Below are 25,818 nucleotides of genomic sequence, written 5' to 3' on the forward strand. Positions count from 1 at the left end.
TGCTATGTTACGAAAAGCCGTAAACCGGGAGGGACTGCCGTGCGTCTATCACTCGTCCTTGCGACCGCCATGCTCGCAGTCACTGGGGGCCTCGCCAGCGCTCAGGAACTGCGAATTGCTCTGATCTACGGCAAGACCGGGCCGCTTGAGGTCTACGCCAAGCAGACCGAGATCGGACTGCGCATGGGGCTGGAGTACGTTACTCAGAAGACCATGAAGGTCGACGGTCGTAGCATCGTCATCATCACAAAGGACGACCAGAACAAGTCGGATCTATCCAAGTCGGCGCTGGCCGAGGCCTACAAGGACGATAAAGCCGACATCGCCGTTGGCACGATGTCTTCTGCTGCGGCGCTGGCCGACCTTCCGGTGGCCGAGCAAAACAAGAAGATCCTGATCGTGGAGTCGGCGTCCGCTGACCAGATTACCGGAGACAAGTGGAATAGGTACATCTTCCGCACGGGGCGCAGCGCCTCGCAGGACGCGATCTCGAACGCGGTTGCCATCGGCAAACCAGGCGTAATGGTCGCGACGCTCGCGCAGGACTATGCATTCGGCCACGAGATGGTTGACGCTTTCGAGGGGGCGTTGGAAAAGACCGGCGCGACGCTGGTCGCCAAGGAATTCGTACCCACAAGCACCACTGACTTCACTGCCGTCGGTCAGCGCCTGTTCGACGCGCTGAAGGACAAACCGGAACAGGACAAGATCATCTGGATAATCTGGGCTGGCGCGGGTGATCCGTTAGGCAGGCTGCTGGAGATGAATCCGAAGCGATACGATATCAAGTTGTCGACAGGGGGCAACATTCTGCCGGCGCTTACGTCCTACAGGGCGCTCCCGGACATGCAAGGCGCGACCTACTACTACTACGGCATCCCGAAGAATCCGGTGAACGACTGGTTGGTCGCCGAACACCAGACGCGGTACAATGCACCGCCGGATTTCTTCACTGTGGGAGGCTTCTCCGCTGCCATGGCTGTCGTGACCGCCGTGACCAAAGCCAAGTCCACCGACACGGAAAAGCTGATTGCGGCGATGGAAGGCATGGAATTCGACACGCCAAAGGGCAAGATGACCTTCCGCAAGGAGGACCATCAGGCCCTACAGTCGATGTACCACTTCAAGGTCAAGGTCGATCCCAGCGTCGATTGGGCGGTACTGGAGCAGGTGCGTGAACTAAAGGCTGTAGACATGGACATTCCAATCCGCAAAAAGCGCTGACCCCGACGTCGCCACCGCGTCGCGTAGCTTAGGTTGTGTGGACTTACTGCCCGTCGCGTTCACCGGCGTGCCCCCATATCCTAACCGATAAGTAAATTCGTCAAATGGAGTCAGTTTGCTGACTGATAAGGTTTTCGCACACATGGAGTCAGTTGGTTGGCAAACTGATAGTGATTTGGTCGCAAAGGTTATCAGTCGGTCTGGTCCGACAGACGTCGGTTGCTTCTCCGTCTGAGGCAAATGCGGCCACAGTCATCGGTCCAGCTGGGTTCAGCTTTGCGGCTTAATGCACTTTCCATCTTTGTAGCAAATCGTAAGTCCATATTGATTCGCGAGGGCCTGGTCCTTTGCGTCAAAATGGCGATCTATCACCAAGCTTACGCCTTTGCTCACCCAATGGACGGCGGTGACACCCAGCGCGTCACAAAGAAGCTTAGCTTTTCCGGGGAGTGCTGCGCACAGAATAGCCGTACTCGCATCCCCAAGGGCAGTCGTAACTTCGTTAGAGGTCTGGCCCCGAGCCGAAGGCAATGCAAGAATGACGATGGCAAGTGCGACCGCAATTCTACAAGCACAATTCATCATGACAATTTTCCTCGGTGTAATCTTTGAGCGACAAGAGGCGTGGGCAACGCGCTCGCGCGCCCCTAAAACGCTTCAATAGTAGTGAAAATAACAATTTGTTCAACTAAAGAGTGTCGATTTAGCTGTTGACAGCAGTGCACGTTTAAGTGGTGCTCCAAAAAAATTGAGAGTGGATCTGCGGCCTGGGGGCGGTTACGTCCCCCGCTGGGGAGCTGATCGATTTGTCGGAGACGACGTCTCGAAGTTTGCGGCCGGACCGGTGCTCTCAACCCCGGCGCTTGCCGGACGAAGGGTAACGGGTATCGCGTGCGTTCATGCCCATTGCTTTGCAGGAAGCATCGGGCAACGACGGGGCTGCTGAAACGAAGGGGAGCGGCGAGGAGGCGAAGCCCCAAACCACCATGCCTTCGAATGTCTCCTGGCCGTGGCATTGCACGCATTCGAGCCGAAGTCCGATGGAGGAGTTCTGGTACTTTGGCCTGGCGATGAGGACCGATCCTTCGCCGTTCCAGTGCGTCAGGCTCGGCGATCGTACGTTATCAGCCGTACGCCCGTGAAGATGACGTTCCGCCCGAAGATTCCGAACCCGTGCGCTTGCGGGTTTCGACGCCGACGACGGAATGGGTGAATTTAGTTGGCTTCCTCTTCTGGGTCTTTATTCGTAGAATCACGCCAAAGTCAAAGGGTAAGGCAGCGTGATCCCCCGCACGAAGGCTCGCGCTATAACCCACTTTCCCCCCTGTCCGGCGTGCCTTTGCCAATCGCTAAGCATGCCAAGGCAGTCGTCTCCGAACTCAGCGACTCTGTCTCATAAAGTTAGCTCGCAAATGGAGTCAGTTGGTCAACTGATAAAGAAATTGTACAAATGGAGTCAGTTCGCGGACTGATAAGGTTTCATACGAAACGGAGTCAGTTCGCTGACTGATAAGGAAAATGCCGAAAGCTTATCAGTTCGAAACCGACCGGCGCATCGGGTGGCGCAGCCTATCTGCGCAGCCCACCCCGATGTATTTGTGCCGTACCGCTCTGGCGCGCAGAACCGACTTACGTGATGGTGCTCAAATAGAGGCTGGCGTCAAAATACTTGCTCGCCGGCGTGAAGTCCTTGACGCCTGCGTTGGCCATGAAGAAGTCTGTCGACTGCTGGAGCCATTTGGTGACTGTCCCGTCCGAGTACATCCGCTTCCAGTCCTTGGACGTGAACATCTTCTGCGCCTTGAACGACTCGTTGATGTCGGCCAGCGGCGTCTGGCTGTAATGCCCCTTCTGTAGTTTCTCCATCGCCTCGGTGCTGTTCGCGACGATATAGTCGTTGGCATCGGCCCAGCCGCGGATCAGTTTGGCCAGGGTCTCCTTGTTCGGTTCATAATAGTCGTTCGCCGCCGCCCAGCCGCCGATGATTGCAGCCTTCGGATAATAGGCTGACGCATCTGCGAGCTTGATCGCGCCCGGCACTTTGTCGCGAACGGTCACATTGAAGGGCACCCAGAGCGCCACCGCGGGCACGGCGCCGGAGATGAAGGCGGTGACGGCCGCCGGCATGGACTGGTTGACGAGTTCGACTTCCTTGGGATCGACCTTGTTGGCCCGTAACGCGGTATCCAGGAAGACATGCGCGGTCGTGCCGGTCGCCGTCGCGATGCGCTTGCCCTTGAGATCCTCGAACGACTTGATGCCCTGATCGCCGCGCACCCAGAGCTGTGCGGTCGCGACCTCGATATCGTTGATGAGGAAGACCTTGCCCTGGCCGCGGGCGGGGAAATTCGAGAGCACGGCGCCGGTCGCCAGCACATCGAGGCTGCCGCCGATCAGCGCCTGGAAAATCTCCAGGCCAGTGTTGAATTGCCGCAGCTCGAGATCGAGGCCCTGCTTTTCGAAAGAGCCGCGATCCATGCCGGTCCAGATCTGGCCATCGACGGCGACGGTGTGAAGATAGCCGACGCGGACCTTTGTTTTTGCTTGTGCGATCGCTGGCGCCGAGGCCGTGAAGGTGCCGAGCGCGAGTCCCGCCGTGGTGGTCAGAAATTGCCGCCGATCCATGATGTATCCTCCGTTACGCTTGTTATTCCGAGAAAGAGACTGGACGCATCTGCGCCTGCTGGGCGCGATATTCGTCCATCACGAGCTGCCTGATATGGCTACGCAGCTCGGCGAATTCCGGCCGCTCCTGGATTGACTCGTCGCGCGGATAAGCGAAGGGGACGTCCATGATCTCCTTGATCCGCGCCGGCCGCGCCGTCACCACCACAATGCGGGAGGCGAGGTAGATCGCCTCTTCCACGGAATGGGTGATCAGCATGACCGTCTTGCCCTCCGTCTCCAGCACCTTGAGCAGCAGGTTTTGCATGTTGGAGCGGGTCTGTGCGTCGAGCGCCCCGAACGGCTCGTCCATCAGGAGAAACTGCGGCTTCACCGCGTAGGCCCGTGCGATCGCGAGCCGTTGCCGCATGCCGCCGGATAGATGTTTCGGATAGGAATTGGCGAAGTCGGACAGGCCCATCAGGCCCAGGTAATGGTCGCATATCGATTCGCGCTCGGCGGTCGGAACATGGTTGGCCCTGAGCGTCAGGCCGAAGGCGATGTTCTGCTTGACAGTCAACCAGGGGAATACGCCGTATTCCTGGAAGATGACGCCGCGCTCGGGGCCGGGACCGGCGACCGGGCGTCCGTCGAACAGCACCCTGCCGGTGGTCGGCTTTTGGAAGCCGGCGAGCATGCTCATCATCGTGGTCTTGCCGCAGCCGGACGGGCCGATCACCGCAATGAAGTCGCCGTCGTTTATATCGTAACTGACATCCTCGACGACCTGAAGGCGGCCTTTCGCGGTTTCGAAGGACAGAGACACCTTGTCGAACTGTGCGCGCTTGGTCATGCGATGGCCCGATCCTGCCAGACCAGCAACCGGGCCGTGATCTTGCGCAGGATCAAATCCATGATCAGCGCGATCAAGCCGATGCAGATGATGCCGACATAGATGACGTCGAGCAGGAAATAGGTCGACGCGTTCTGGATCATGGCGCCGAGTCCGCGTTGCGCCGCGATCAGCTCGGAGGCGACCAACGTCGCCCAGGCCACCCCCAATGCCACGCGCAACGCCGTGAGGATGTGCGGGACGGTGAGAGGAATAATGACCCTGCGAAAGATCTCGGCCTGGTTGGCGCCGAGCGTCTGCGCAACGCGGATGTAGAGCGGCGTGATCTGCGACACGCCCTCATACATCACGATCACGCCGGAGAAGAACGAGGCGTAGAACAGGATGACGAGCTTTGCGATCTCGTCGACGCCGAAATAGACGATCACCAGCGGGATCAGTGCGATCGGCGGCAACGCGCGAAAGAAGTTGATCATGGGGTCGGCGAAGATACGTGCGGGACGATACCACCCCAGCAGGAATCCGACAGGCACGGCCACGAGGATTCCCAGCGCGACGCCGAGGAAGACGCGCCGGGTCGAGACGAAGACGTCGACCAGCAGCCCTTCCTTGGTGAGAAGCTCAAAGAATTTCGCAGCGACTTGGTGCGGTGCGGGTATCAGAGAAACGTTGACGAAGCCGCTCCAGCGCACGGCGTACCAGATCACGATCGCACCGATCCACGGTATCAATCCGAGACCAAGACGTCTCAGGCCAGCTCCGTTCATGCGTCGTGTCCACCCACATCGCGGTTGATATTTTCCGCAGTCATATTATGAATAGGACGACCATACAAGTCTCACTTTTGGTCTAGGTGCTGCAGGCTTTCAAACATGACATTGCCGCCTTTCACCATCCGAAGCGTTCAGGCCTTCGGTTATCGCTACCCGCTGGCGACACCGGTCATCACCTCCTTCGGGCGCATGATGGATCGACCCGCTGTCTTCGTCCGCGTTGAAGACACTGACGGGAATATCGGCTGGGGCGAAGTGTGGTGCAATTTTCCCGCGCCAGGGGCAGAACATCGCGTTCGGCTGGTGAACGAAGTGCTTGCGCCGGCTCTGCTGGGATTCCAGCCCGCTGAGCCGTCGGCTGCGTTCGATCGTCTGACGCGGGGAACCTCCGTGCTTGCGCTTCAATCCGGAGAGGCCGGGCCGTTTGCGCAGGCGATCGCCGGGATCGATCTTGCCGTCTGGGATCTGTTTGCGCGCCGGCAGAATGTCGCGCTGTGGAGGCTGCTCGGCGGGGCGACGCGCACGATCAAGGTTTACGCCAGCGGCATCAATCCGGTCGGGTCCGAACGGATGGCCGAAGCGGCCTTGGGCCGTGGCTACCGTGCGCTGAAGCTGAAGATCGGCTTCGATCCGGCAGGTGACCACGCCAATCTCGCTGCGCTGCGCCGTCTTGTCGGAGGGGGCGTGCTGGCTGCCGACGTCAACCAGGGCTGGACGATCGCGCAGGCGCTTGAACTCGCACCGCGGCTCGAACGCTTCGATCTCGCGTGGCTCGAGGAGCCGATTCGCGCGGATTGCCCGCGGCAGGAATGGCAAATATTGCATGAGGCCGTCGGCTTTGCGCTTGCGGCCGGCGAGAACATCGCGAGCTTCGCTGGCTTCGCCGAGGTGTTGGGTGAGCCGGTTCTCGGTGTCGTCCAGCCCGACATCGCCAAGTGGGGCGGGCTCTCGGCTTGCGCAGGCGTCGCGCGCGACATCCTGACGTCGGGAAAAATCTTCTGCCCGCACTATCTTGGCGCCGGCATCGGCCTTCTGGCGTCCGCGCATCTGCTCGCCGGCGTCGGCGGCGACGGACTTCTCGAAGTCGATTGCAACGAAAACCCGCTGCGCGATCGCCTCTCGGGTCCCGTGCTGGATGTCCGTGACGGCACGATCACGCTTGGTGACGAGGTAGGCCTGGGCATCACGCCTGACCTCGCCTCCATCGCACAATATCGGACCATGTGATGTCAGCACGCGGTTATGACTACATCATCGTCGGCGCCGGCTCAGCCGGCTGCGTCGTTGCGAACCGGTTGTCGGCCGATCCCTTGTGCCGCGTTCTGTTGCTGGAGGCCGGCGGAGCGGACCGGAATTTCTGGCTGAAACTTCCGGTCGGTTACTACCGGACCATCTATGACGAGCGATTCTCGCGCCTGTTCAGGACCGAGCCCTCGGAAGGGAGCGGCGGTCGTGCCATCGTCTGGCCGCGCGGCCGAGTGCTCGGCGGCTCCTCGTCGATCAACGGGCTGATCTTCATCCGAGGTCAGCACGAGGATTTTGACGATTGGGAACGCCTCGGCGCCGATGGTTGGAACTATCGCGACCTGCTGCCTTATTTCCGGCGCTACGAACGCTATCGGGGCGGCGAGAGCCAGTTCCATGGTGGATTGGGCGAGTTCGAGGTCTCTGATCTCCGCAACGAAAATCCGGCATCAAAAGCCTGGGTCGAGGCGGGCGTGCAGTTCGGCCTGCCGCGCAATCCCGACTTCAACGGCGCAACCACGCTGGGCGTCGGCACATATCAGCTCGGCATCGGGCGGCACTGGCGGACCAGCTCGGCCTCTGCCTTTCTGCGCCCCGTCGCCAGCCGTCCCAACCTCACCATCATCACCCGTGCGCAGGTCAGCAAGGTCATCTTCAGCGGTCGCGTCGCGACCGGCGTCGAGTGGATCAGCAAAGGACAAGTCAACAGCGCGACGGCCGATCGTGAGATCATCCTGTCAGGCGGCGCGCTGCAGTCGCCGCAGATCCTGCAGCTTTCCGGCGTCGGCCCCGCTGACCTGCTGCGCAAGCTCGGCATTCCCGTGGTCGCTGACTCTCCCGACGTCGGCGCCAATCTGCAAGATCATTATCAGGCCCGGCTGATCGTCCGCCTGAGGGATCGGATTTCGCTCAATGATCAGGTCCGCAACCCCGTCGAGCTTGCGAAGATGGGCTTACAGTGGATGCTGGCTGGCCGCGGTCCGTTGACGGTCGGCGCGGGGCAGGTGGGCGGCGCAGCCTGCACGGAATACGCCGTCGGCGGACGGCCGGACGTGCAGTTCAACGTGATGCCGCTCTCGGTCGACAAGCCTGGCGAGCCCCTGCATAGCTATTCCGGCTTCACCGCTTCAGTCTGGCAGTGTCACGGAAAGTCACGCGGACAGCTTGCGGTCAGCTCCACCGATCCGTTCGAGCAGCCGCGGATCGTACCGAACTATTTGGCGGAAGAGGTCGATCGCAAGACCATTGTCGCAGGCCTGAAAATTCTGCGCGAGATCTATCAGCAAAAGGCGTTTCGTCCGCTCTGGGACGTCGAGATGGTGCCGGGCGAGGCCGCGAGCGATGATGCCGGCCTTTGGGATTTCGCGCGCACCACGGGTGGCACGGTATTTCATTGTGTCGGGACCTGCCGTATGGGCCGGGATGAGCAGGCGGTGCTCGATTCGCAGCTGCGGGTGCGCGGCGTCGAGCGGCTGCGCGTGATTGATGCCTCGGTGATGCCGCAGATCACCTCGGCCAACACGAATGCGACCAGCCTGATGATCGGCGAGCGCGGTGCCGCGCTGGTCATGGCGTGATCGCATGGGCTGAGTTCTGGAGGGCGAGATGGAATTGAATTCCGATAGTCACGTCCCCAAATACGCCCAGATCGCCGATATCTTCCGGCAGCGGATCGCGCGTGGCCTCTGGACCCAGGGTTTTCGTCTGCCGGCCAACGAGGAGCTGGCGGCCGAGTTCGGCGTATCGCGGGTCACGATCAGGCAGGCGGTGGAGCTGCTTGCCCGCGACGGGGTGATCCAGGCGCAGCAGGGGCGTGGCACCTTCGTCACGGGGACCGTGCGGCAGGATCGCTGGCTCAAGGTCGAGACGACGCTGTCTGATCTTGCCGACATGTACCGTGACACCTCGCCGGAGATCATCAACATTTCGGAGAGCCGCAGCGATGCGCCGCTGCTGGCCGAGGACGGCAAAGCGGCCGAAAAATACGTCTTCATGCGTCGGCTGCATTCACGGGAGAAGCAGCCTTACTGCGTCATCTCCATCTATCTCGACGAGAAGATCTTCCGCAGGTCTCCAAAGCGTTTTCGCAACGAGACCGTAATCCCGATCCTGATTGACCTCAGGGATCCCGCGATCGCCAGTGCGCGCCAAACGCTCACGATCGGTACCGCGGATATCGAGGCGGCGCGTCTGTTGCGCGTGCCCCTGAACTCGCCGGTCGCCGAAGTCCGCCGCATTTTCACGACGCAGGACCGCACCGTGATCTATCTCGGCGAAGTCACCTATCGCGGCGACTTCGTGCGGATCGATATGGATTTGCGGCCCTAGCACTCTCAGCGCGAAAACAGTTCCTGGTTTCGACGCTCGAGCTCCTCCCCGTAGGTGCGCAGGACGTGGGCTTCGCTCAGGGTGCCGATGGTCGCGCGATGGTCGGCGCGGTCGACAACTGCGAGCACATCGGCTTCGCTGCGTTCAAACGCCTTCAGAATCTCGCGAACCGGGGTGGTCGGAAGCAGGCATTCGTCCTGCTGCTGCGCGAGGGATCCGAGCGGTTCGTCGTCCAGATTGGCCACTGAATGCAGCGTCGCGGCGGGAACGATTCCCGCATAGATGCCGTTCGGATCGCGCAGCACGATTTGGCGCACCAGCGCCGGCGAGAACAGCCTTTGCGCTTCGCCGATCGGCATCGTCGTCAGCGCGTTCTCGAAATCGGCGCGCATCAGGGACGCCGCGCTCATCTGCCGGACCCAGCCGACGTCCTGCGGGCCGCGGATTACCTCGCCGCGCAGGTGAAAGCGCCACGTCGCGAAGCTGTAGCCGAACAGTTCGCGCACGATCAGCGCACAGACCGACGATGCGACCACCGCTCCGACGGTGACGGAGAAATCGCCGGTGATCTCGAGCGCAAGACAGACCATGCTGAACGGTGCGCCGAGGACGCCGGTCCCAAGCGCGGCAAGCGCGGCAATGGCGGCCGTGCCGGGCTGAAGCGCCAGGGTGGGAAGAGCGCCCGTCAGCACGATGCTGTAGAGCTGTCCGATCAACGCGCCGAGCAGGAGCGAGGCAAAAAAACAGCCCGCCGCGAAAGCCTGACCCGAGCGAGATGGCCGAGGCCAGGATCTTGAACACGATGGTGGTCGTGAGCAGGAGCCAGGTCGGGTTGCTGACCAGCAGGATCTGCATCGCGCCGTGGCCGGCGCCGAGCACGGTCGGCGTCAGCAGGGCTAGGCCGCCGAGGAGAAAGCCGCCGAGGATCGGCCGCAACATGCCCTTGAACACCGTGATGCGCTGAAAGCAGCGCTCGGAGAATGCGACGGCGAGCATGACGAGGATGCTGACGAAGGCGCAGATGATGCCGATCAACACCGTTTGTCCGATCATCTCGACGGACACAGGTGAGGGAAAGCCAGGCACCATCAAAAAGGATTGATGGGTCAATTGACGGGCGACGAGCCAGGCGGTGACGGCGCTGGCGATCACCGGCACAAGACCGGCGGACGTGTAGGCGCCGAGTACGACTTCGAAGGCATAGAAGGCGCCGGCCAGCGGTGCCGAAAACGCGGCGCTGATCGCCCCGGCAGCGCCGCAAGCCACCAGAAGCCGCATGTCGGCGCGGCGCGCGGCCAGGCGCTGGCCGACATGAGAGCCGAACATCGAACAGATCTGGGTATAGCCGGCCTCCAGCCCGACCGATCCCCCGAACCCGTTGGACAGCAATGTCTGGATCGAGATCAGCAGGCTGCCGCGAAAGGACACCCGGCCGCCATAGAGCGCATTGGCTTCGATCGCGTCGGCGAGCTGCTGGCCTTTGACGCGGCCTGCGAAGTACATCCCGATCAGCGCAAGCACCAGGCCGCCGAGCATCGGGACGAGCAGCGTGCGCTGCCAGGAGATCACACCGGTGGCGCTGAGATGCGCGTCGAAGGGAATGTCGAACAACAATGCGTGAAAGGCCTGGCTGAGGCTCGAGATCGCCGCCACGAGCAGCCCGCTGAGCAGTCCGATCACGATCGCGACCAGCACGAGGCCGGTCTCGCGATGACGCACGAAATTGCGCAGGAACAGCGGCAGCAGCCGGATGCCGGGAGCCGCGGCCGGCTTCGCTGAATGGGGTGCCGGCTCCATCCTATGCGGGATCCCGCAGCGGCTCGGTGCGCACGACGCGGAAGCCGATATTGCTCGACGCAGAGTCGGGCGTATTGGAGCTTCGCGCCGCGACCCGATAGCGGTTGCAATAGGATTCGTGACAGAGGAAGGATCCGCCGCGCATCGATCGGTTGGGAGCCGGCTCGCGATTCAAGGGATCTCGTTCTGTCGTGAGGCGGTGATAGCTCGGGGAGAAATAGTCCGCGCACCATTCCCAGACATTCCCGGCGACATTGTGGAGGCCGTAGCCGTTCGGCGCGAAGGCGTGAACGGGCGCGGTGCCGAGATAGCCGTCGTCCCTGGTGTTGCAGTCGGGAAAGGTGCCCTGCCAAATGTTGCAGCGATGGTCACCGTCGGGCTGCAGCTCGTTGCCCCAGGGATAAGTCGCCTGGTCCAATCCTCCGCGGGCGGCCATCTCCCATTCCGCTTCGCTCGGCAGCCGCGTGCCGGACCATTCGCAGTAGGCCTGTGTGTCGTTCCATGAGATGTGGACGACGGGATGATCGAGCCGGTCGAGGATGCTGCTCGATGGCCCCTCCGGCTGGGCCCAATAGGCGTGCAGCACGGGAAGCCACCATGGTGTTTCCGCGGCGCGGGTCGTGCGCACGTCGCGCTTCTCTTCCGGCAGCAAGCCTTCGAAGACGAAGCTCCAGCCGAAACGCTCGGCTTCCGTGGTGTAGCCGGTGGCGCGCACGAAATCGCCGAACTGCAGATTGCTCACGGCGTGACAGGCGATGGCGAAGGGCGACAGGGTAACCGGCCGGACAGGGCCTTCGCCGTCTTCGACAAATCCCCGGTCTGCCGTGCCCATCAGAAACGTACCGCCAATCATCGGACTCCAGCGACGCGGGATTGGTGTCGCACTGGGGACGATCGCCGCTCGCACATCGGCGGACGTCACCGGCTCTCTGCCGGCGCCATTGGTGCAGCAGTGCGATCGATCCCCGGTCATGTCCTATTTCTGCTTCTCTTCCTCCCAGAAGGCCGTCCCGCCTTCCGCCTTCATCAGTTCGAGAATCTTCTCGCGCGGGATGACGCCGCAACGATCGGCCCATTGCTGATATTGCGCGGTCATCTCGCGGACGCGGTCCGGATGCTCAGCGGCAAGATCGTTCATCTCGGTGCGGTCCGTTTCCATGTCGTAGAGCTCCCAGGGGCCGGGATACTTCCGCACCAGTTTCCACTTGCCGACGCGCACGGCCGCATTGCCCTCGTGCTCCCAGAACAGCGGACCACGGTTGCCATAGGCGGAGGCGAATGACGGCACGAGGCTCTCGCCCTCGCACGGCAGGATGGTGTTGCCGTTGTACTCCTTGGGATAGGTCGCGCCGGAGACGTCGAGGATGGTCGCCATGACGTCGGGGAGCTGGCTCGGATTGTGCCTCAGGCCGCCCTTCTCGGAGATGCCGCGCGGCCAGTGCACGATGAACGGCGTCGCGATGCCGCCTTCGTGGATCCAGTGCTTGTAGAGACGGAACGGTGCGTTGGACAGGTTGGCCCAGGCCGTGCCGTAGCTTTGATAAGTATCTTCAGCTCCAGGCATCAGCGTCGGGTCATTGCCGAAGCGCACGGGCCTGCCGTCACGTGTCGTTGCCTTGGCGATCATGAGCTGGTCGACCAGCTCCTTTGCCGTGACGCCTTCCGGAATATCCTCGGCGCAGGCGCCGTTGTCGGACAGGAAGATGATCAGCGTATTGTCCATCTGGCCGGTTTCTTCCAGCGCCTTCAGGATCCGGCCGATGCCCTGGTCCATGCGATCGATCTGGGCCGCGTAGACCTCCATGCAGCGCAGCGTCCATTCGCGCTGCTCCGCATCGGTCCACGGCGGCTGGGTCGGATCGCGATCGGTCAGACGCCAATTCGGATGGATGATGCCGTCGTCGACCAACCTCTTGAGGCGTTCCTCGCGCAACTTGTCCCAGCCCGCATCGAAGCGGCCCTTGTACTTGGCGATATCCTCGTCATGAGCGTGAAGCGGCCAGTGCGGCGCCGTGTAGGCGACATATTGGAAGAACGGCGCGTTGGGCTTTGCTGTCTTGTGCTGGCGGATGAAGGCTGCTGCCTGATTGCTGATCGCATCGGTGTAGAAGAACGACGGATCTTTCTCGGCTTCGTGCTCGATGTTGTCGTTGCCGCGGGTCAGCGTGTTCGGATGATAGAAGCTGCCGGCGCCGATGATGGTGCCGTAGAAGTGGTCGAAGCCGCGCTGCATCGGCCATGCATCGGTCGGCTCCGTCAGGCTGCTGGCAATGTGCCATTTGCCGCTGAGATAGGACGTGTAATTCTTGCTCTTCAGCGCTTCGGCGATCGTCACGCAGCTCTTGTTGAGATTGCCGGCATAGCCCTCGGGGCCGTTGCTGTAGGTGAGGATGCCGATGCCGGTCTGGTGCGGATGCAGGCCGGTCAGCAGCGAGGCGCGTGAGGGGCTGCAGCGCGCGGTGTTGTAGAATTGAGAGTATCGCAGTCCGTTCGCCGCAAGACGATCGAGATTCGGTGTCTGGATCTCACCGCCGTAACAGCCGATGTCCGAGAAGCCCATGTCGTCGTTGAGGATGAGCAGGATGTTGGGGCTGTCGGGTGTCTTTGTGCCATTCGGCATGTTGGTGTCCTCGTGATTGAAGTGCGGCGTGTCAGTGGTGGCGCGTCAGGCTGATGCTGAGGCGGAAATATTTCGGCAGATAGACGGCTCGCAGAAGCTCCAGCGCGCGTCCGTCCTTGCCGAAGGTGACACGTTCGATGGCGAGCAGGGGCGAGCCGACCTTCACGCCGAGCAGTTTGGCGCTGTCGGCATCGGCGAGATCGGCGCTGATCGTCTGCTGCGCGTCCTTGATGGTGAGGCCAAGCTCGTCCTCGAAGACGCGATACATCAGGATGGAGACCAGGTCGCGCTTCTCGAGCTCGAGACCGATATCCGGCGGATAGAAGGCGTGCTCGATTGCGATCGGCGTTTGATCCGCGAGCCGGAGGCGCCGAAGCTGCCAGACGGCGCGCTCGCGAAGCTGCTCGCGCACGGCGGCGTCGTGGCGATTGGTCATGCCCTGTTGCAGGATTTTGGCACCGGCCTCGTAACCGGCATCCCGGATGGTTTCCGAAAAGCCCATGAGGTGGCCGACCCAGTTTTCAGGCTGGTTCGAGCGCAGGAAGGTGCCGCGGCCGCGCGAGCGGTCGAACATGCCTTCGGTCACCAGGGGCGCGATGGCGTTGCGGATGGTGATGCGGCTGACGCCAAAATGCCGGCCTAGCTCGGCTTCGGTCATCAGGCGGCCAGTCGTATCGATCAGTTTGCCGTCACGCACCTGGTTGCGGATGGATTCGCGGATCTGGATATGCAGGGGCGTCGATCCCTCCGCGACGACATCGCTTCCGAGCGGCGTCGGCTTCTTCTTGCGTGTTTGAATAGCCATGGTGTCAGAGCCGCAAGCGTGTCGTCGGGTCGAACAGGTGAATGTCCTGGGGACGGGCAGTGATCGAGATGGTCTCGCCTTCGCCGGGAATGTTGTCGTCGGCGACGCGCATGCGGATCATCGTGCCGGCGCAGTCCAGATCGAGCACGGCGGTATCGCCGAGATCCTCGATCAGGTCGACGCGCGCAGCAAGGCCGCCTTCCGCCATGCGCAGGGCACCGGGGCGAAGGCCGACCACCACGTCGCGCTCGCCCGCGATCGTGGTCGTTGTCTTCAGGCGATGGCCGGCGACGATGACGTCGCCGTTCACGTAGCGGGCGGGAACGAGGTTCATCGGGGGATTGCCGATGAAGCCGGCGATGTCGATCGAGTTCGGGCGGGCGAACACCTCCGCGGGCGTGCCGACCTGCTGGATCTCGCCTGACATGAACACCGCCATGCGGTCCGCGAGCGTCATGGCCTCTTCCTGGTCGTGGGTGACGTAGACCGCGGTGACGCCGAGCGAGCGCTGCAGCTTCTTCAGCTCGGCGCGGGTCTCCAGCCGCAGCTTTGCGTCGAGGTTCGAGAGCGGCTCGTCGAGCAGGAACAGGCGCGCCTTGCGCACGATGGCGCGGGCCAGCGCGCAGCGCTGCTGCTGGCCGCCCGAGAGCTGCCCCGGCTTGCGGTCGAGCAGGTGGTCGATCTTGACCTTTCGCGCTGCGTCCTTCACGGCAGGCGCGATCTCGGACTTCGGCAGCTTGGCCATTTCGAGCGGGAAGGCGATGTTCTCGGCCACCGTCATGTGCGGGTAGAGCGCGTAGCTCTGGAACACCATGGCGATGTCGCGGTCGCGCGCATCGGTCGAGGTGACATCCTTGTCGTCGATCAGAACGCGGCCGGCGGTCGGCGCATCGAGGCCGGCGAGGATGCGGAGCGTCGTGCTCTTGCCGGAGCCCGAGGGGCCGAGCAGAGCGAAGAACTCGCCCCGCTTGATGTCGAAATTGACATTCTTCAGCGCGGCGAATTGACCGTGCATCTTGACGATGTTGCGAAAACTGACCTGACCCTGACCGCTCACCGGCGCCCTCCGCCCTTGACTGCACCGACCGTCAGGCCCTTCACGATATGCTTTTGCGCGACGACGCCGAGAACGACGACAGGCAGCATGGCGAGGACCGAGACCGCGGCGAGCTTGGCCCACAGCGTCTGCTCGACGGAGACGAAATTGAACATGGCGACCGTCACGGGTCGCACCGTGTTGCCGCTCAGCACGACGGCGAACAGGAATTCGTTCCACGCATTGAGGAACACGAACACCACGGTCACCGCGATACCGCCGCGGACCTGCGGAATGATGATCCGCCACAACGTCTTGAGCCGGCTGGCCCCATCGAGATAGGCGGCCTCTTCCATCTCGAACGGAATGTCCTCGAAATAGGAGACCAGCAGCCAGATCGCGAAGGGAAGTGAGAACGACAGATAGATCAGGATGATGCCCTGATAGGTGTCGATCCAGCCGATGTTTCGCAGCACCAGGAAGTAAGGGATGATGATGCCGACCGGCGGCAGCATCTGCGTTGCCAGAACGTAGAAGCCGGCAAACTTCTTGCCGCGGAAGCGCAGGCGCGCCAAGGCATAAGCCGCCGGCACGGCCATCAGCATGGTGACGATGGTGGTGCCGACGGAGATGATGGCGCTGGAGAGCAGATTCGGAAGGATTGATCCAGAGCCGAACAGGACGTCGCGATAGGCGTCCAAGGTCGGAGCGAACACCAACTTGGGCGGATAGGCCAACACGTCGGGATCGGTCTTGAGCGAATTCATCACGCTCCAGATGATCGGAAACGTCCAGGCCAGCAGGAAGACCATGGAGATTGCGAGCAGGGCGAAGACGCGCAGGCGCTTTGCGGTCATTTTGCCCTCCGCATGGCAAACAGGATGCCGGAGATGATGATGGTGACGATCAGCAGCGCAACGGCGAGCGCCGAGCCGTAGCCGATCGAGAGCTCGGTGAAGGATTTGCGATAGGCGTAGAGATTGAGAATCTCGGTCGCTGTCCCAGGCCCGCCGGCAGTGACGGTGAAGATCGCCGCGAACGCGGTCAGCGCCACCATGGTCCGCATGATGACGACCATGACGATCGCCGGGCGCAGCAAGGGCAGGGTGATGCGGCGGAAGCGTTGCCAGGCCGAGGCGCGGTCGAGGCGTGCCGCTTCGTAGATATCCTCGGGCAGGGAGGCGAGGGAAGCGAGCAGCACCATGAAGGCGAATGGCGTCCACTGCCAGGTATGGATCGCGACCACGGAGACCATGGCAAGCGTGGGATCACCCAGCCAGTTCTTGCTGCCAAGACCGGCGTTGATGGCGAGATAGTCCACGATGCCGAATTCCGGCGCCAGCATGAAAGTCCGCCAGATCATCCCGACCACGGCCGGGGACAGCACCACGGGCAGGATGGCGATGATCCTGAACCAGCCCTGGCCGCGCTTCATGTCCATCACCAGCAAGGCAAGCGCCAAGCCGACGATCACCTGAAGTGCGACGGTCGAGCCGGTGTAGACGAGGCTGACCAGCAGCGAGGTCCAGAACCGCTCGTCGGCGAGCAGGGTTTGATAGTTTTCGAACCCGATGAAGCCGTTGGTGAACGGCATCGCCAGATCCATCCGGAACGCACTGGTATAGATCAGGAAGAGCAGCGGGAACGTCGTGGTAGCGAGCAGGGCGAGGAACGCCGGGGCAAGCAGGGCTGCCGCAAACCGGCGCTCGCGCTGCGCCAATACGCGGCCGAAATCGCTGCGAGGCGCCTCGCTCGCAATCTCGGCCGATGTCACCGCTGTCGTCGCCATGTCTCAGCCGCGCATCATCGGCTCGATGCGGCGCTGCGCATCGTCCAGTGCCGCCTTGATGGTGGCCTGGCCGGAGAGGGCCGACTGGATCGCGGTCGCCATGGTGTCGCCGATGGCCGGCCATTGCGGGACCCGCGGACGCCAGTCGACGTCGGTGTCGTCCTGAAGTGCGCCCATCGTGGCCTCGACGAAGTTATCGCCGAAACCGTTCATCAGCTTGATGTAGTCAGGATCCTTCCAGATGGAGGTGCGGTTGACGCCTGAGCGCTTGGTCGGACCAGCGAACTTGTGCGCCGTGCGCGCCTGAGTCTCGGCGCTGGTCGCCCACTGAATGAAGAGCCAGGTTGCCTTTCGCTTCTTTTCCGGCAGCGCGGAATTGATCGGGAAGCCCCAGTTCCAGATCGACGTGGTGCGCTTGCCGGACGGCCCCTTGGGCCAACGTGCATAGGCGACCTTGCCGATGATCTTGGACTTCTCGGGATTGTTGATCACCGAGGCCGACGAATGCGCATCGATGTAGCTGGCGACCGTGCCTTGCGAGAAGGCGTCGGCGATGTCTGGCCAATTCCAGTTGGCCGCCGCCGTCGGCGCGTACTTCTTCATGATGTCGACGTACCAGGCGAGCGCCGCCTCGGCCTCGGGGCCGTTGACGGTAAGCTTGTCGCCCTTCATCCAGTCGCCGCCAAATTCGCGGAAGATCGAGGGATAGATGTACATATTCTGGCCGGCACCGGCGACGCCGCGCAGTGCTGCGCCCCAGATGCGATCATTCGGCGTGTTCAGCGCGGCCGCGTTCGACATATAGGCTTCGAGCGTGTCGGCCGGCTTCAAACCCTTCGCGTCGTAGAGGTCCTTCCGATAGACCTGAATGGTGACTTCGCCATCGTAGGGCATGCCGTAGAGCTTGCCATTGATACCGTTGGCGCTGCGCCAGGCCGGAATGACGTCGTCGAACTTGAACCAGGCCTGATCGGTTAGAGATTTGTCGTTCAGGTAGGTGTCGAGCGGCTCGACCCACTTATTGGCGACGTAGAGCGCGTAATACATCGGGTCTGCGGCGTGAGTGGCGTACGTGCCGGTCTTCGATGTCAGGTCGATGACGCTCTTTTGCCGGATCTGCGCCGGCGGGATCTTCTCGAACCGCACGTCGATCCCGGTGAGCGCCTTGAACTGCGGCGCCAGCGTGATGAGGTTCTCGAAATAGCTCGCCGGGATCACGGCGACCGTGATGGTCTCGCCAGAGACCTGCTGCCAGTCGATCTGAGCGGATTTGTAAGGCGCGAGGTCGGCGTCCTGCGCGGCAGCTTGCCGGAGAAAGGCCGGGCCAAGTGTCGCGAAAGCGGCGGCCGCGGTTCCGGTTTTGAGTAGCGTTCGTCGTGTTGGCTTGAATGACGTCATGCTGTCCTCCCGAAAATCCGGATTCTTAACTCCGGTTGGATATGACATTTGCTCAAATGTTATAACATGTCAATCGCGGCAAAGTGGACCATCGTCGAACCCCTAACGCTCACCTCAGGCCGCAATCGGTCGAGGGTCGTGTGCCGTTGTCGGCCAGGGTGAGCGTGGCGCTCGAAATCTGCGCGAGCGTCGCTGGCAAACTTGGCGATTTCAGCCACGAGTATGACCATTCGCGATTTGGCGGCGATGGCTTGTCGCCTTGACTTCATCGAGATGGAAGCAAGCGAGGCGGCGTCCTGATCGATGCCGCCAACGCCAAGATTCCTCAGTCGGTGCGGAAGCCCAAATGAGGCGCGCCGAGTGCGGCCTCCGCTTACTAGTATGGTCCCAAACGGAGTCCGTTCTTCTAAGGTTTCTAACAAAACGGAGTCAGTTGGCGGGCTGATAAGAAAATAGGTGAAAGCTTATCAGTACGGCGGACCGGATTGCAGACTTCCGCGGGCAATTTGGTCGCCGCGGCTTGCCGTTGCTCGCGGCATGTCGCTAAAAGCTGATGCGACTATGACAGCGACGGCCCTTCTCTGCGTGACGCAGGCTTTGCGTGCGCCACGATCAACGGGAGCTCTGCTCAACAACGCAAAAAGCAATCAACAAGGTTTAGTGCAACATCAAACACAAGGTGTTGTAACATCCGCGGTCTAAGCAGTTGTAAGGGCGATGCAGACAGTGGGGTGCTACACTGCGCGCGTTCTCGGGAGAATGTCTTCCTCCTCCCGATGGCAAATCGCTGACCTCATCGCCACGCGGAGTCGGCATTATCTACGCCTATGCGCTGTCCGGGGTTTTACGAGCCAGGTTGGCAATGACCTCGCGCAGGTCTATCGCATAGGCGAGGGACTGTTCGAAGCGCGAGGTTCGCATCGAAGGATCAGCGAGAACGCGACCGACACCGAGCCGGCCAGCTTGCTCGCGGTCTTCGTGGTCGGTTCCAAAGACGGTGCATCGACGATCCCCGACAAGGAAGCAGCAACGAATAACGGCGCCCGCTCGCCTGTCCAGACACCGCCAGGCCTTTGCACTGTGTGAACGACATGCATAATAGGGCGCCTGACTGGAGAGGCAGTAAAGGTGCCGGTACAAGCTGTTGCGATCGTCGTCTACGAGGGGGTCCAGGCCTTGGACGTGGCGGGACCGATGGACGTGTTCAGCGAGGCGAACACCTTCCTCAATAGTGCCGATCGTTATGAAACAGTATTGGTTGCTGCGGACCGCAATCCGCTGCGTGCCTCGAACGGCATCCAAATGCTGGCCGACCTCACCTTCGAGGAGGCGATGGGCGGCTTCGACATCATTCTCGTGGCGGGCACTCCGGCGCCACCGGAAGCCGAGCTCGACCCGCGCCTGCTCCAGTGGATCAGGGAGCTGCCCTGGCGGTCGAGCCTCTATGGCTCGATCTGCACCGGCGCTTTTTTCCTTGGCTATGCCGGTCTGCTGGACGATCGGCGTGTTACAACCCATTGGCAGGATGCACAGGCGCTGGCGGCGAGGTTCCCAAGAGCAAAAGTCGAACCTGATTTGATCTATGTGCGCGATGGGCGGCTGATCACCGCGGCGGGTGTGACGGCGGGAATAGATCTGGGTTTGGCTCTGGTCGGGCAGCGGCACGGCGCCGAAACGGCGCTCAAAGTGGCCAAGCGGCTGGTCGTGGTTGCGCAGCGCCAGGGCGGACAGTCACAGTTCAGCCCCTATCTGACAGCGCCTGCCGATCCGGAATCGCCGATCGCACGTATCCAGGATCATGTCATGGCGAACGTCGGCGATCGCCACTCGCTGCAGTCGCTTGCAACTGTGGTTGGCATGAGTCCCCGAAATCTTGCCCGACATTTCGTGCAGGCGACCGGGATCACACCGCACGAGTTCATCGAGCGCGCCCGCATTGATGCGGCGCGCATGATGCTGGAGGGGGCGACCGGCCGCTGAAGACGGTTGCATTCGACTGCGGTTTCGGTTCGGCGGATCGGATGAGGATCGTGTTCACCGCCCGTCTTGGTGTGAGCCCCATCCAATACCGCGCGAGCTTCCGACGGTCGGGACCGGGATAGACCGCGCTGGGCCCGGCAAGAAACGCTGGCGCGGGCTGCTTCCGCTAGAACCGTCATGTCAGAAAAAGACGTACGGCTGTCCTGATCCAAAGGATGCCCTTCCTTGTGCGGAGCGATACTCCATTAACAATTAGCGACAAGCAACCAGCCCGCTACGCGAACAAGGAGATTTTGTTCCATGTCTGAGATCATCGCCGGCATCCACGTGCCTGACAGTGCCCTCGCGCGCGCCGCTACGCAGCTCGTGCGCGATACCGAGGACGACCTGCTCTACAACCACAGTCGCCGTGTCTTCCTTTGGGGCGCGCTCACCGCCGAGCGCCACGGCCTAAAGTACGAGCCGGAGCTGCTTTACCTCGGTGCGATGTTCCACGACATGGGCCTCACAGAGAAATATTCCAGTCCTAACCTGCGTTTCGAGGTCGACGGTGCCAATGCCGCGCGCGATTTCATGAAGAGCTACGGCCTGCCGGAGCGTGAAATCGAAGATGTCTGGACCGCGATCGCGCTCCACACCACGCCTGGTATTCCCGAGCATATGCGTCCAACCATTGCGCTGGTGACCGCGGGTGTGGAGATGGATGTGCTTGGGATCGCCTATCACGATTTCACGCAAGAGCAGCGTGACCATGTCTGCGTCCATCATCCCCGCGAGACGAACTTCAAGGAGAACATTATAGATCACTTCGCCAAAGGGATCATCAAGAAGCCCATGACGACGTTCGGGAACGTAAAGGCTGACGTCCTTGCGCTCAAGGACATGACCTATGTCCGCCAGAACTTCTGCTCGATCATCGTCGGTTCAGCTTGGCCGAACTAACCTCGTTGCTGCGAGCGGACTAAAATCGACGCTCCAGCCCGAGCAGCTGGTAAAGGTACAATTCGCTGTTACTGCTCGCGCCAGTACCATCGCGGCGCGCTTTAGAGGTGGCTTGAACGATGATGTAACCTTCACGCGTGAACCTAGGGAGACGATGTCGGCTAAATCCTGGTTAGCGAATTGCTGTGTATCGACCTCGTTAGGCCGATTCAAATCGCGATCAGCACGACGCTCTGAGATGCGTGTTTCGAACGTTGCTCAGTCACAAAGGCTAGCGTCCGTCAGGGGTTTGACGACACGCAGTTGATGCCAAAACTGACGATGATGCAGCGTGTTCATATATCGGTTGACCTTCTTTCACTTCCTTCTCGCTAAAAACTGCACAAACTGGTCCCTGACGTGCCGCACTGCCATCTTACCAGCGGCCAAACGGGAGATTGATGATGTCGCACTATCCGCAGGTACGACGGTTCGCCCACATCGAACAAATGGATCGCGAGGCGCCGCCATTGCATGAAGGAGAAACTGTCGTCGCAAATTCGCTGCCGGCGACCTGCGTTCATCCGTTCGCAATCGCAATAACGTTGGTTGGCATAGCCTATATCGTTTTGACATTCTGGATTGCGTTTGCAGGCGGCGAGACTTCAGTGGTCCTGACGATGGTCACCCTCATTCTGATAATGATGCTAGGGCTAATGACCGGGTGTGGATATTCAAGCCGAAACATGGAACCCTATCGGGCAGCTAGTCGAAGCTTTCGTGAGTTCGTCGAGGGCGAGGTCGACCTTCAAAGCGGGCGGATTTCAGGCCGCGCTTCGCTGTGCCAGCTCGCGACCGTGACGGGTGGCATCGCCCTAGGGACAACGTCGATGCTGGCCGTCTTTGTGGCGATAGCACCTGCCTATCCGCAATAGGCGGTGCTCACTAGCAGCGCCTCCAGCGTTAGGCGGGCGGGTAAGTCGAGGGTATCGACGTTGCAACAGATCCACTTATGATAAATGTTCGCCCGAATCCTCTGAAGCGCAATAGGCGCGCTTCAGGTTGGCATCCGCGATACGAATTCGTCACAGTGTACGGAGCGGGATTTCTGATGGTGATCGCCGTAATCCTGATCGCACTGCGGCCCGCGATCACCGTTGCGGAATGGATTGCCGGGTATTGGGTAAGTGAAGCTGGCAGCCGGTTGAAGAAAGCGCTTCTTGGTCAATTGGGATGAGCGGTCTCCGAATGCGATGAAGAGGTAATTACATGGCAGCCACGTCCTACAGAGAGAAAGCGGATCAACCTTCAATGAAGGCGTGGCGAGTCCACGAGTTTGGTCCTGCGGAAAAGATGGTCTTTGAAACGATCGCTCGACCCCGTCCGGTTGCAGGCCAGGTCCTTGTTAAAGTACATGCGGCGGGCGTCGGCCCCTGGGACGCGTGGATCAGGGCCGGGAAAAGCGCCCTACCTCAGCCGCTTCCTCTCACACTCGGCTCGGACCTGGCCGGCGAGGTGACGGCTCTTGGTCCGGATGTCTCCTCCTTGGCGGTGAACGATCAAGTGTTCGGGGTAACCAATACCCAGTTTCTTGGCGCGTATGCCGAATATGCAGTCGCGTCGACTGCGATGCTCTCCCGAAAGCCAAGGTTGCTCAGCTACGTCGAAGCTGCCGCGGTTCCCGTCGTCGCTGTAACCGCCTGGCAAGGCTTGTTTGACCACGCGCGGCTCGAAGCCGGCCAGACGGTTCTCATCCACGGCGCGGCCGGCAGCGTTGGAGCGTTCGCTGTTCAACTTGCTTGTCGAGCCAAGGTGCGCTCGGTGGTCACCGTGGGCACGAGAGACATCGAATACGTGCGGGCACTTGGTGCGGACAAGGTCGTGGACTATCAAACGCAACGGTTTGAAGATGAAGTCAGGAACGCTGATGTGGTGTTCGACCTCATAGGAGGAGAAACACAAGCCCGTTCTATTCGAGTTCTGCGGCAAGGCGGAAAGCTGATATCGATTGTGTCCCAACCAGATCAAGCGTTGGCGGAAAGGCATGGCGTCACCGCGACCTTCTTCTTGGTAGACGTCACGACGGCTTATTTGGACAAAATCTCAGCGCTTATCGATCGCGGCGATCTGAAGACGGGAATATCCGCCATCATGCCTCTCGCTGATGCGCGAGAAGCACATATGATGTTGGATGGCCGACGACCGAAGCCGCACGGAAAGATCGTGCTAAGTGTGTAAAATAGACGCGCGAAGCTGAGCTTTCATATGTCAGATCGGTCGCGGCGTCCGGTGATGGCTGGCCTTTCCATCCATCTCGATCATGCCAGAAAGATCCCTCTGGCGACCCAGATCTATTCAGCTATCCGAGAGGGAATTGAGAATGGACGGCTCGCCTCGGGCTCGCGGCTGCCCTCTTGGCAGAATCTAGCCGCTCAGCTCGGCGTGTCTCGCGGGACCGTACGTGTAGCTTATGGACGTCTCGTCGCGGAGCAGTTCGCGCTTGGTCTTGGGCCAGCTGGAACTCGTGTGGCCGCCCGGCAGTTACGATTCTCAATGTCCGATCGGTCGCGGGAAGAGCCGCTTCTGCCAGAGCTCTTCTATGATTTCGGAATCGCGCCGCGGGTCTTTCAAATGGGCGTACCCTCTCAGGACGCCTTCCCATTCAAGCTGTGGTCACGCCTCCTAGTGCGTGAGACACGGGGAGCTGCGGCGCTGCCGGTAACTTATCCGGACCCACGCGGCGATCCGCAGCTTCGAAAGGAGATCGCGGCTTACTTGGGGCTGGCCCGAGGCATTCGCTGCGACTCCTCTCAGGTCATCGTAACCGGCGGGTTTTCCGGGGCGCTCGGTCTGGTAATCCAAGGGCTTCAGCTTGGCACGAAAGGAGCTTGGATAGAGGATCCATGCTTTCCGCTCACACGTACTGCGCTCAACCTAGCTGGAATGCTTGTTACGGCGGTTCCGGTCGATGCGGAGGGGTTGGACGTTATCGCCGGTGTGCGGGCCGCAGCCGGAGCGTCACTGGCGGTCGTGACGGCAGGCCAACAGGCGCCGCTCGGTGTGACGATGTCGCTGTCGCGGCGGCTTGCGCTACTCGCCTGGGCTCGACGAAACGACGCTTGGATTGTCGAGGACGATTATCTGAGCGAACTGCAATTGACGGGACGGGTGGCTCCCGCGCTCGCATCACTCGATCATGGCGGGCGGGTTCTGCACGTTGGCAGTTTCAGCAAAACGATCAGTCCTTCGCTGCGCCTGGGTTTCCTGGTGGTGCCGCCGGAACTGAGTCGACGGTTCGGTGAGCTCGTTGCTTGCTTGGCACCAGCGCCCGCCGCTGCCGTGCAACGCGCCGTTGCGGAATTCCTTCGGCAAGGACATTATTTTCGTCACCTATGCCGAATGAAGCGGCTCTACGCCACCCGACGGGAAAGTTTGCTCAATTGCCTGAAAGATGCCGCGTCAGCCTCAATGAAGGTGCAATCAACCGGCGGCCTGGCGGTCGCGATCCTGCTTCCCGACACAATGTCAGACCTGGACATCGCTTCGCGTGCTCTGCAGCTCGGCATGGCGCCAACTCCGTTGTCGCCATGGTATATGCAGCCTTCCAGGCGACAGGGACTGCTACTCGGCGTGACCAATCTCAATGAACGACGACTGAAGGCGGATTGTCGTCGATTGTTAGAATTGGTGCGATGAATACCGCTCTGCTTAACGTAGCTCAACACATCGGTAGTCACTAAGCCCTTCGGGTCGGACTGCCGTAGTGAAAGCGGTTGGTTAACTCACTATTGTTGGTTATATCGTCCCAGAGCACGCGTCATTTGACTGGAGTGGTCAGTTCCTTGTCGTCAGTGTCGACAACGAACACCGCCAGGAGCTTTGCAGGTTTGCTCTTGCTCGCATTGCGGCTGACGGGATGCCGAGAGCCTGGCTGTTCATAGAAGCTCTCGCCGGCACGATAGACGCGCCGGGGGCCATCATTCACCTGCGACTCGATTGCTCCTGACAAGACGTAGCCGAGGATGAAAGCCGATTTGGCGTGAGTGTGGGACTGAGATGCGCCTCCCGGCTTGTAGTCGACAACCACGGCTATCAATGACTTTCCGGGAATATTGGATATCGTCTGCTGGAAGATGGGCTTGACTGTCTCGCCGCTGTCATGTGCTGCGGCTGGCGTTGCGACAGCAATTGCCATGGCAGCGCAAGCTGAGCCGAATAAAAGTCGCATCTTCATGGCGCATTCTCCTTTTCCACCAAGATAGGATCGTCGCCGATGAAAAAAAGCACCAAGAATGCACGCGAAGTGGTGCACCAAGAACGCCAAGTCAGCCTCGGTTTGCCCTTTCATCAAAAGAAAGGATCCAGCCGGCTGAGCGGATTGAGAGCGTGTCACCGCGCTATGGTACAGTGAAAATCGGCGATCTTGGTACTGTTGCACGGCGCAG

Annotated in this window: 21 protein-coding genes and 3 pseudogenes; 10 read left to right on the forward strand and 14 right to left on the reverse strand. The window is 61.1% G+C overall.

Going from position 1 to position 25,818, the window contains the following annotated elements; all coding sequences use genetic code 11:
* Window positions 1-39: 39 nt before the first annotated feature.
* Window positions 40-1,224 carry a substrate-binding domain-containing protein gene (locus tag CIT39_RS09270; protein WP_162308427.1) on the forward strand — a complete coding sequence of 395 codons (1,185 nt, stop codon included), beginning with the start codon at window positions 40-42 and terminating at the stop codon, window positions 1,222-1,224.
* 1,629 nt (window positions 1,225-2,853) lie between these two features.
* Here the strand turns inward: CIT39_RS09270 and CIT39_RS09275 are convergent.
* From CIT39_RS09275 to CIT39_RS09285, 3 genes are read right to left on the reverse strand one after another with little or no spacing between them, the layout of a single operon-like run.
* Window positions 2,854-3,849, reverse strand: a complete 996-nt coding sequence (locus tag CIT39_RS09275) for an ABC transporter substrate-binding protein (protein ID WP_094975613.1) — start codon at window positions 3,847-3,849, stop codon at window positions 2,854-2,856.
* A gap of 22 nt (window positions 3,850-3,871) precedes the next feature.
* Window positions 3,872-4,681: an ABC transporter ATP-binding protein gene (locus CIT39_RS09280; protein ID WP_094975612.1), complete on the reverse strand. Its 810-nt coding sequence runs from the start codon at window positions 4,679-4,681 to the stop codon at window positions 3,872-3,874.
* Window positions 4,678-5,448: an ABC transporter permease gene (locus CIT39_RS09285; RefSeq protein ID WP_094975611.1), complete on the reverse strand. Its 771-nt coding sequence runs from the start codon at window positions 5,446-5,448 to the stop codon at window positions 4,678-4,680. The genes CIT39_RS09280 and CIT39_RS09285 overlap by 4 nt, the downstream gene beginning before the upstream one ends.
* A 105-nt stretch (window positions 5,449-5,553) precedes the next feature.
* On the opposite strand from CIT39_RS09285, the gene CIT39_RS09290 reads away from it, so the two are divergent.
* The 3 genes from CIT39_RS09290 to CIT39_RS09300 are packed head-to-tail and all read left to right on the forward strand — an operon-like array spanning window position 5,554 to window position 9,027.
* The gene (locus tag CIT39_RS09290; protein ID WP_094975610.1) at window positions 5,554-6,681 is read left to right on the forward strand and encodes a mandelate racemase/muconate lactonizing enzyme family protein; all 1,128 of its coding nucleotides are present in this window, start codon (window positions 5,554-5,556) and stop codon (window positions 6,679-6,681) included.
* Entirely contained in the window at window positions 6,681-8,276 is a 1,596-nt protein-coding gene (locus CIT39_RS09295; RefSeq protein ID WP_094975609.1) for a GMC family oxidoreductase, read from the forward strand. Before CIT39_RS09290 ends, CIT39_RS09295 begins: the two co-directional genes overlap by 1 nt.
* A 28-nt stretch (window positions 8,277-8,304) precedes the next feature.
* Window positions 8,305-9,027, forward strand: a complete 723-nt coding sequence (locus CIT39_RS09300; RefSeq protein WP_094975608.1) for a GntR family transcriptional regulator — start codon at window positions 8,305-8,307, stop codon at window positions 9,025-9,027.
* A gap of 5 nt (window positions 9,028-9,032) precedes the next feature.
* Here CIT39_RS09300 and CIT39_RS09305 read toward each other — a convergent pair whose 3' ends face one another.
* The 10 genes and pseudogenes from CIT39_RS09305 to CIT39_RS09350 form a co-directional block, all read right to left on the reverse strand.
* A complete protein-coding gene (locus CIT39_RS09305; RefSeq protein WP_334273163.1) occupies window positions 9,033-9,155 on the reverse strand; it encodes a hypothetical protein in 123 nt (40 codons plus the stop codon).
* A gap of 435 nt (window positions 9,156-9,590) precedes the next feature.
* Window positions 9,591-9,719 (reverse strand): annotated as a pseudogene (locus CIT39_RS09310) (hypothetical protein); the annotation flags it as partial.
* Between the two features lie 106 nt (window positions 9,720-9,825).
* Window positions 9,826-10,824: pseudogene (locus tag CIT39_RS09315) on the reverse strand (chloride channel protein); the annotation flags it as partial.
* Window position 10,825: 1 nt separating this feature from the next.
* Window positions 10,826-11,677 (reverse strand): formylglycine-generating enzyme family protein, encoded by an 852-nt coding sequence (locus CIT39_RS09320; protein WP_202975552.1) that lies wholly within the window; start codon window positions 11,675-11,677, stop codon window positions 10,826-10,828.
* Window positions 11,678-11,800: 123 nt separating this feature from the next.
* Window positions 11,801-13,444, reverse strand: a complete 1,644-nt coding sequence (locus tag CIT39_RS09325) for an arylsulfatase (RefSeq protein ID WP_094975605.1) — start codon at window positions 13,442-13,444, stop codon at window positions 11,801-11,803.
* A 31-nt stretch (window positions 13,445-13,475) separates the two neighbouring features.
* Entirely contained in the window at window positions 13,476-14,249 is a 774-nt protein-coding gene (locus CIT39_RS09330; RefSeq protein ID WP_094975604.1) for a GntR family transcriptional regulator, read from the reverse strand.
* A gap of 4 nt (window positions 14,250-14,253) precedes the next feature.
* Window positions 14,254-15,306, reverse strand: coding sequence for an ABC transporter ATP-binding protein (locus tag CIT39_RS09335; RefSeq protein WP_244607550.1), 1,053 nt, complete (start codon window positions 15,304-15,306; stop codon window positions 14,254-14,256).
* Window positions 15,303-16,142 (reverse strand): carbohydrate ABC transporter permease, encoded by an 840-nt coding sequence (locus CIT39_RS09340; RefSeq protein ID WP_094975603.1) that lies wholly within the window; start codon window positions 16,140-16,142, stop codon window positions 15,303-15,305. The genes CIT39_RS09335 and CIT39_RS09340 overlap by 4 nt, the downstream gene beginning before the upstream one ends.
* Window positions 16,139-17,074: a carbohydrate ABC transporter permease gene (locus CIT39_RS09345; RefSeq protein WP_094975602.1), complete on the reverse strand. Its 936-nt coding sequence runs from the start codon at window positions 17,072-17,074 to the stop codon at window positions 16,139-16,141. The genes CIT39_RS09340 and CIT39_RS09345 overlap by 4 nt, the downstream gene beginning before the upstream one ends.
* Window positions 17,075-17,077: 3 nt before the next feature.
* Window positions 17,078-18,472, reverse strand: a complete 1,395-nt coding sequence (locus tag CIT39_RS09350) for an ABC transporter substrate-binding protein (RefSeq protein WP_162308428.1) — start codon at window positions 18,470-18,472, stop codon at window positions 17,078-17,080.
* Window positions 18,473-19,600: 1,128 nt separating this feature from the next.
* Between CIT39_RS09350 and CIT39_RS09355 the strand changes: the two are divergent.
* From CIT39_RS09355 to pdxR, 6 genes and pseudogenes are all read left to right on the forward strand, one after another.
* Window positions 19,601-20,574: pseudogene (locus CIT39_RS09355) on the forward strand (GlxA family transcriptional regulator).
* A 178-nt stretch (window positions 20,575-20,752) separates the two neighbouring features.
* Complete coding sequence (locus CIT39_RS09360; protein ID WP_094975599.1) at window positions 20,753-21,394, forward strand: HD domain-containing protein; 642 nt, start codon at window positions 20,753-20,755, stop codon at window positions 21,392-21,394.
* A gap of 440 nt (window positions 21,395-21,834) precedes the next feature.
* Window positions 21,835-22,308, forward strand: coding sequence for a hypothetical protein (locus CIT39_RS09365; protein ID WP_334273100.1), 474 nt, complete (start codon window positions 21,835-21,837; stop codon window positions 22,306-22,308).
* Window positions 22,309-22,484: 176 nt separating this feature from the next.
* On the forward strand, window positions 22,485-22,610 hold the full coding sequence (locus CIT39_RS09370; RefSeq protein WP_334273101.1) for a hypothetical protein: 126 nt from the start codon (window positions 22,485-22,487) through the stop codon (window positions 22,608-22,610).
* A 32-nt stretch (window positions 22,611-22,642) separates the two neighbouring features.
* Entirely contained in the window at window positions 22,643-23,611 is a 969-nt protein-coding gene (locus tag CIT39_RS09375; RefSeq protein ID WP_244607551.1) for an NADP-dependent oxidoreductase, read from the forward strand.
* Window positions 23,612-23,665: 54 nt separating this feature from the next.
* Window positions 23,666-25,069 carry a MocR-like pyridoxine biosynthesis transcription factor PdxR gene (gene pdxR, locus CIT39_RS09380; protein ID WP_094975597.1) on the forward strand — a complete coding sequence of 468 codons (1,404 nt, stop codon included), beginning with the start codon at window positions 23,666-23,668 and terminating at the stop codon, window positions 25,067-25,069.
* 121 nt (window positions 25,070-25,190) lie between these two features.
* Here pdxR and CIT39_RS09385 read toward each other — a convergent pair whose 3' ends face one another.
* Complete coding sequence (locus tag CIT39_RS09385) at window positions 25,191-25,607, reverse strand: cupin domain-containing protein (protein ID WP_094975596.1); 417 nt, start codon at window positions 25,605-25,607, stop codon at window positions 25,191-25,193.
* Window positions 25,608-25,818: the final 211 nt, after the last annotated feature.

Source organism: Bradyrhizobium symbiodeficiens, from assembly GCF_002266465.3.
Classification (GTDB): domain Bacteria; phylum Pseudomonadota; class Alphaproteobacteria; order Rhizobiales; family Xanthobacteraceae; genus Bradyrhizobium; species Bradyrhizobium symbiodeficiens.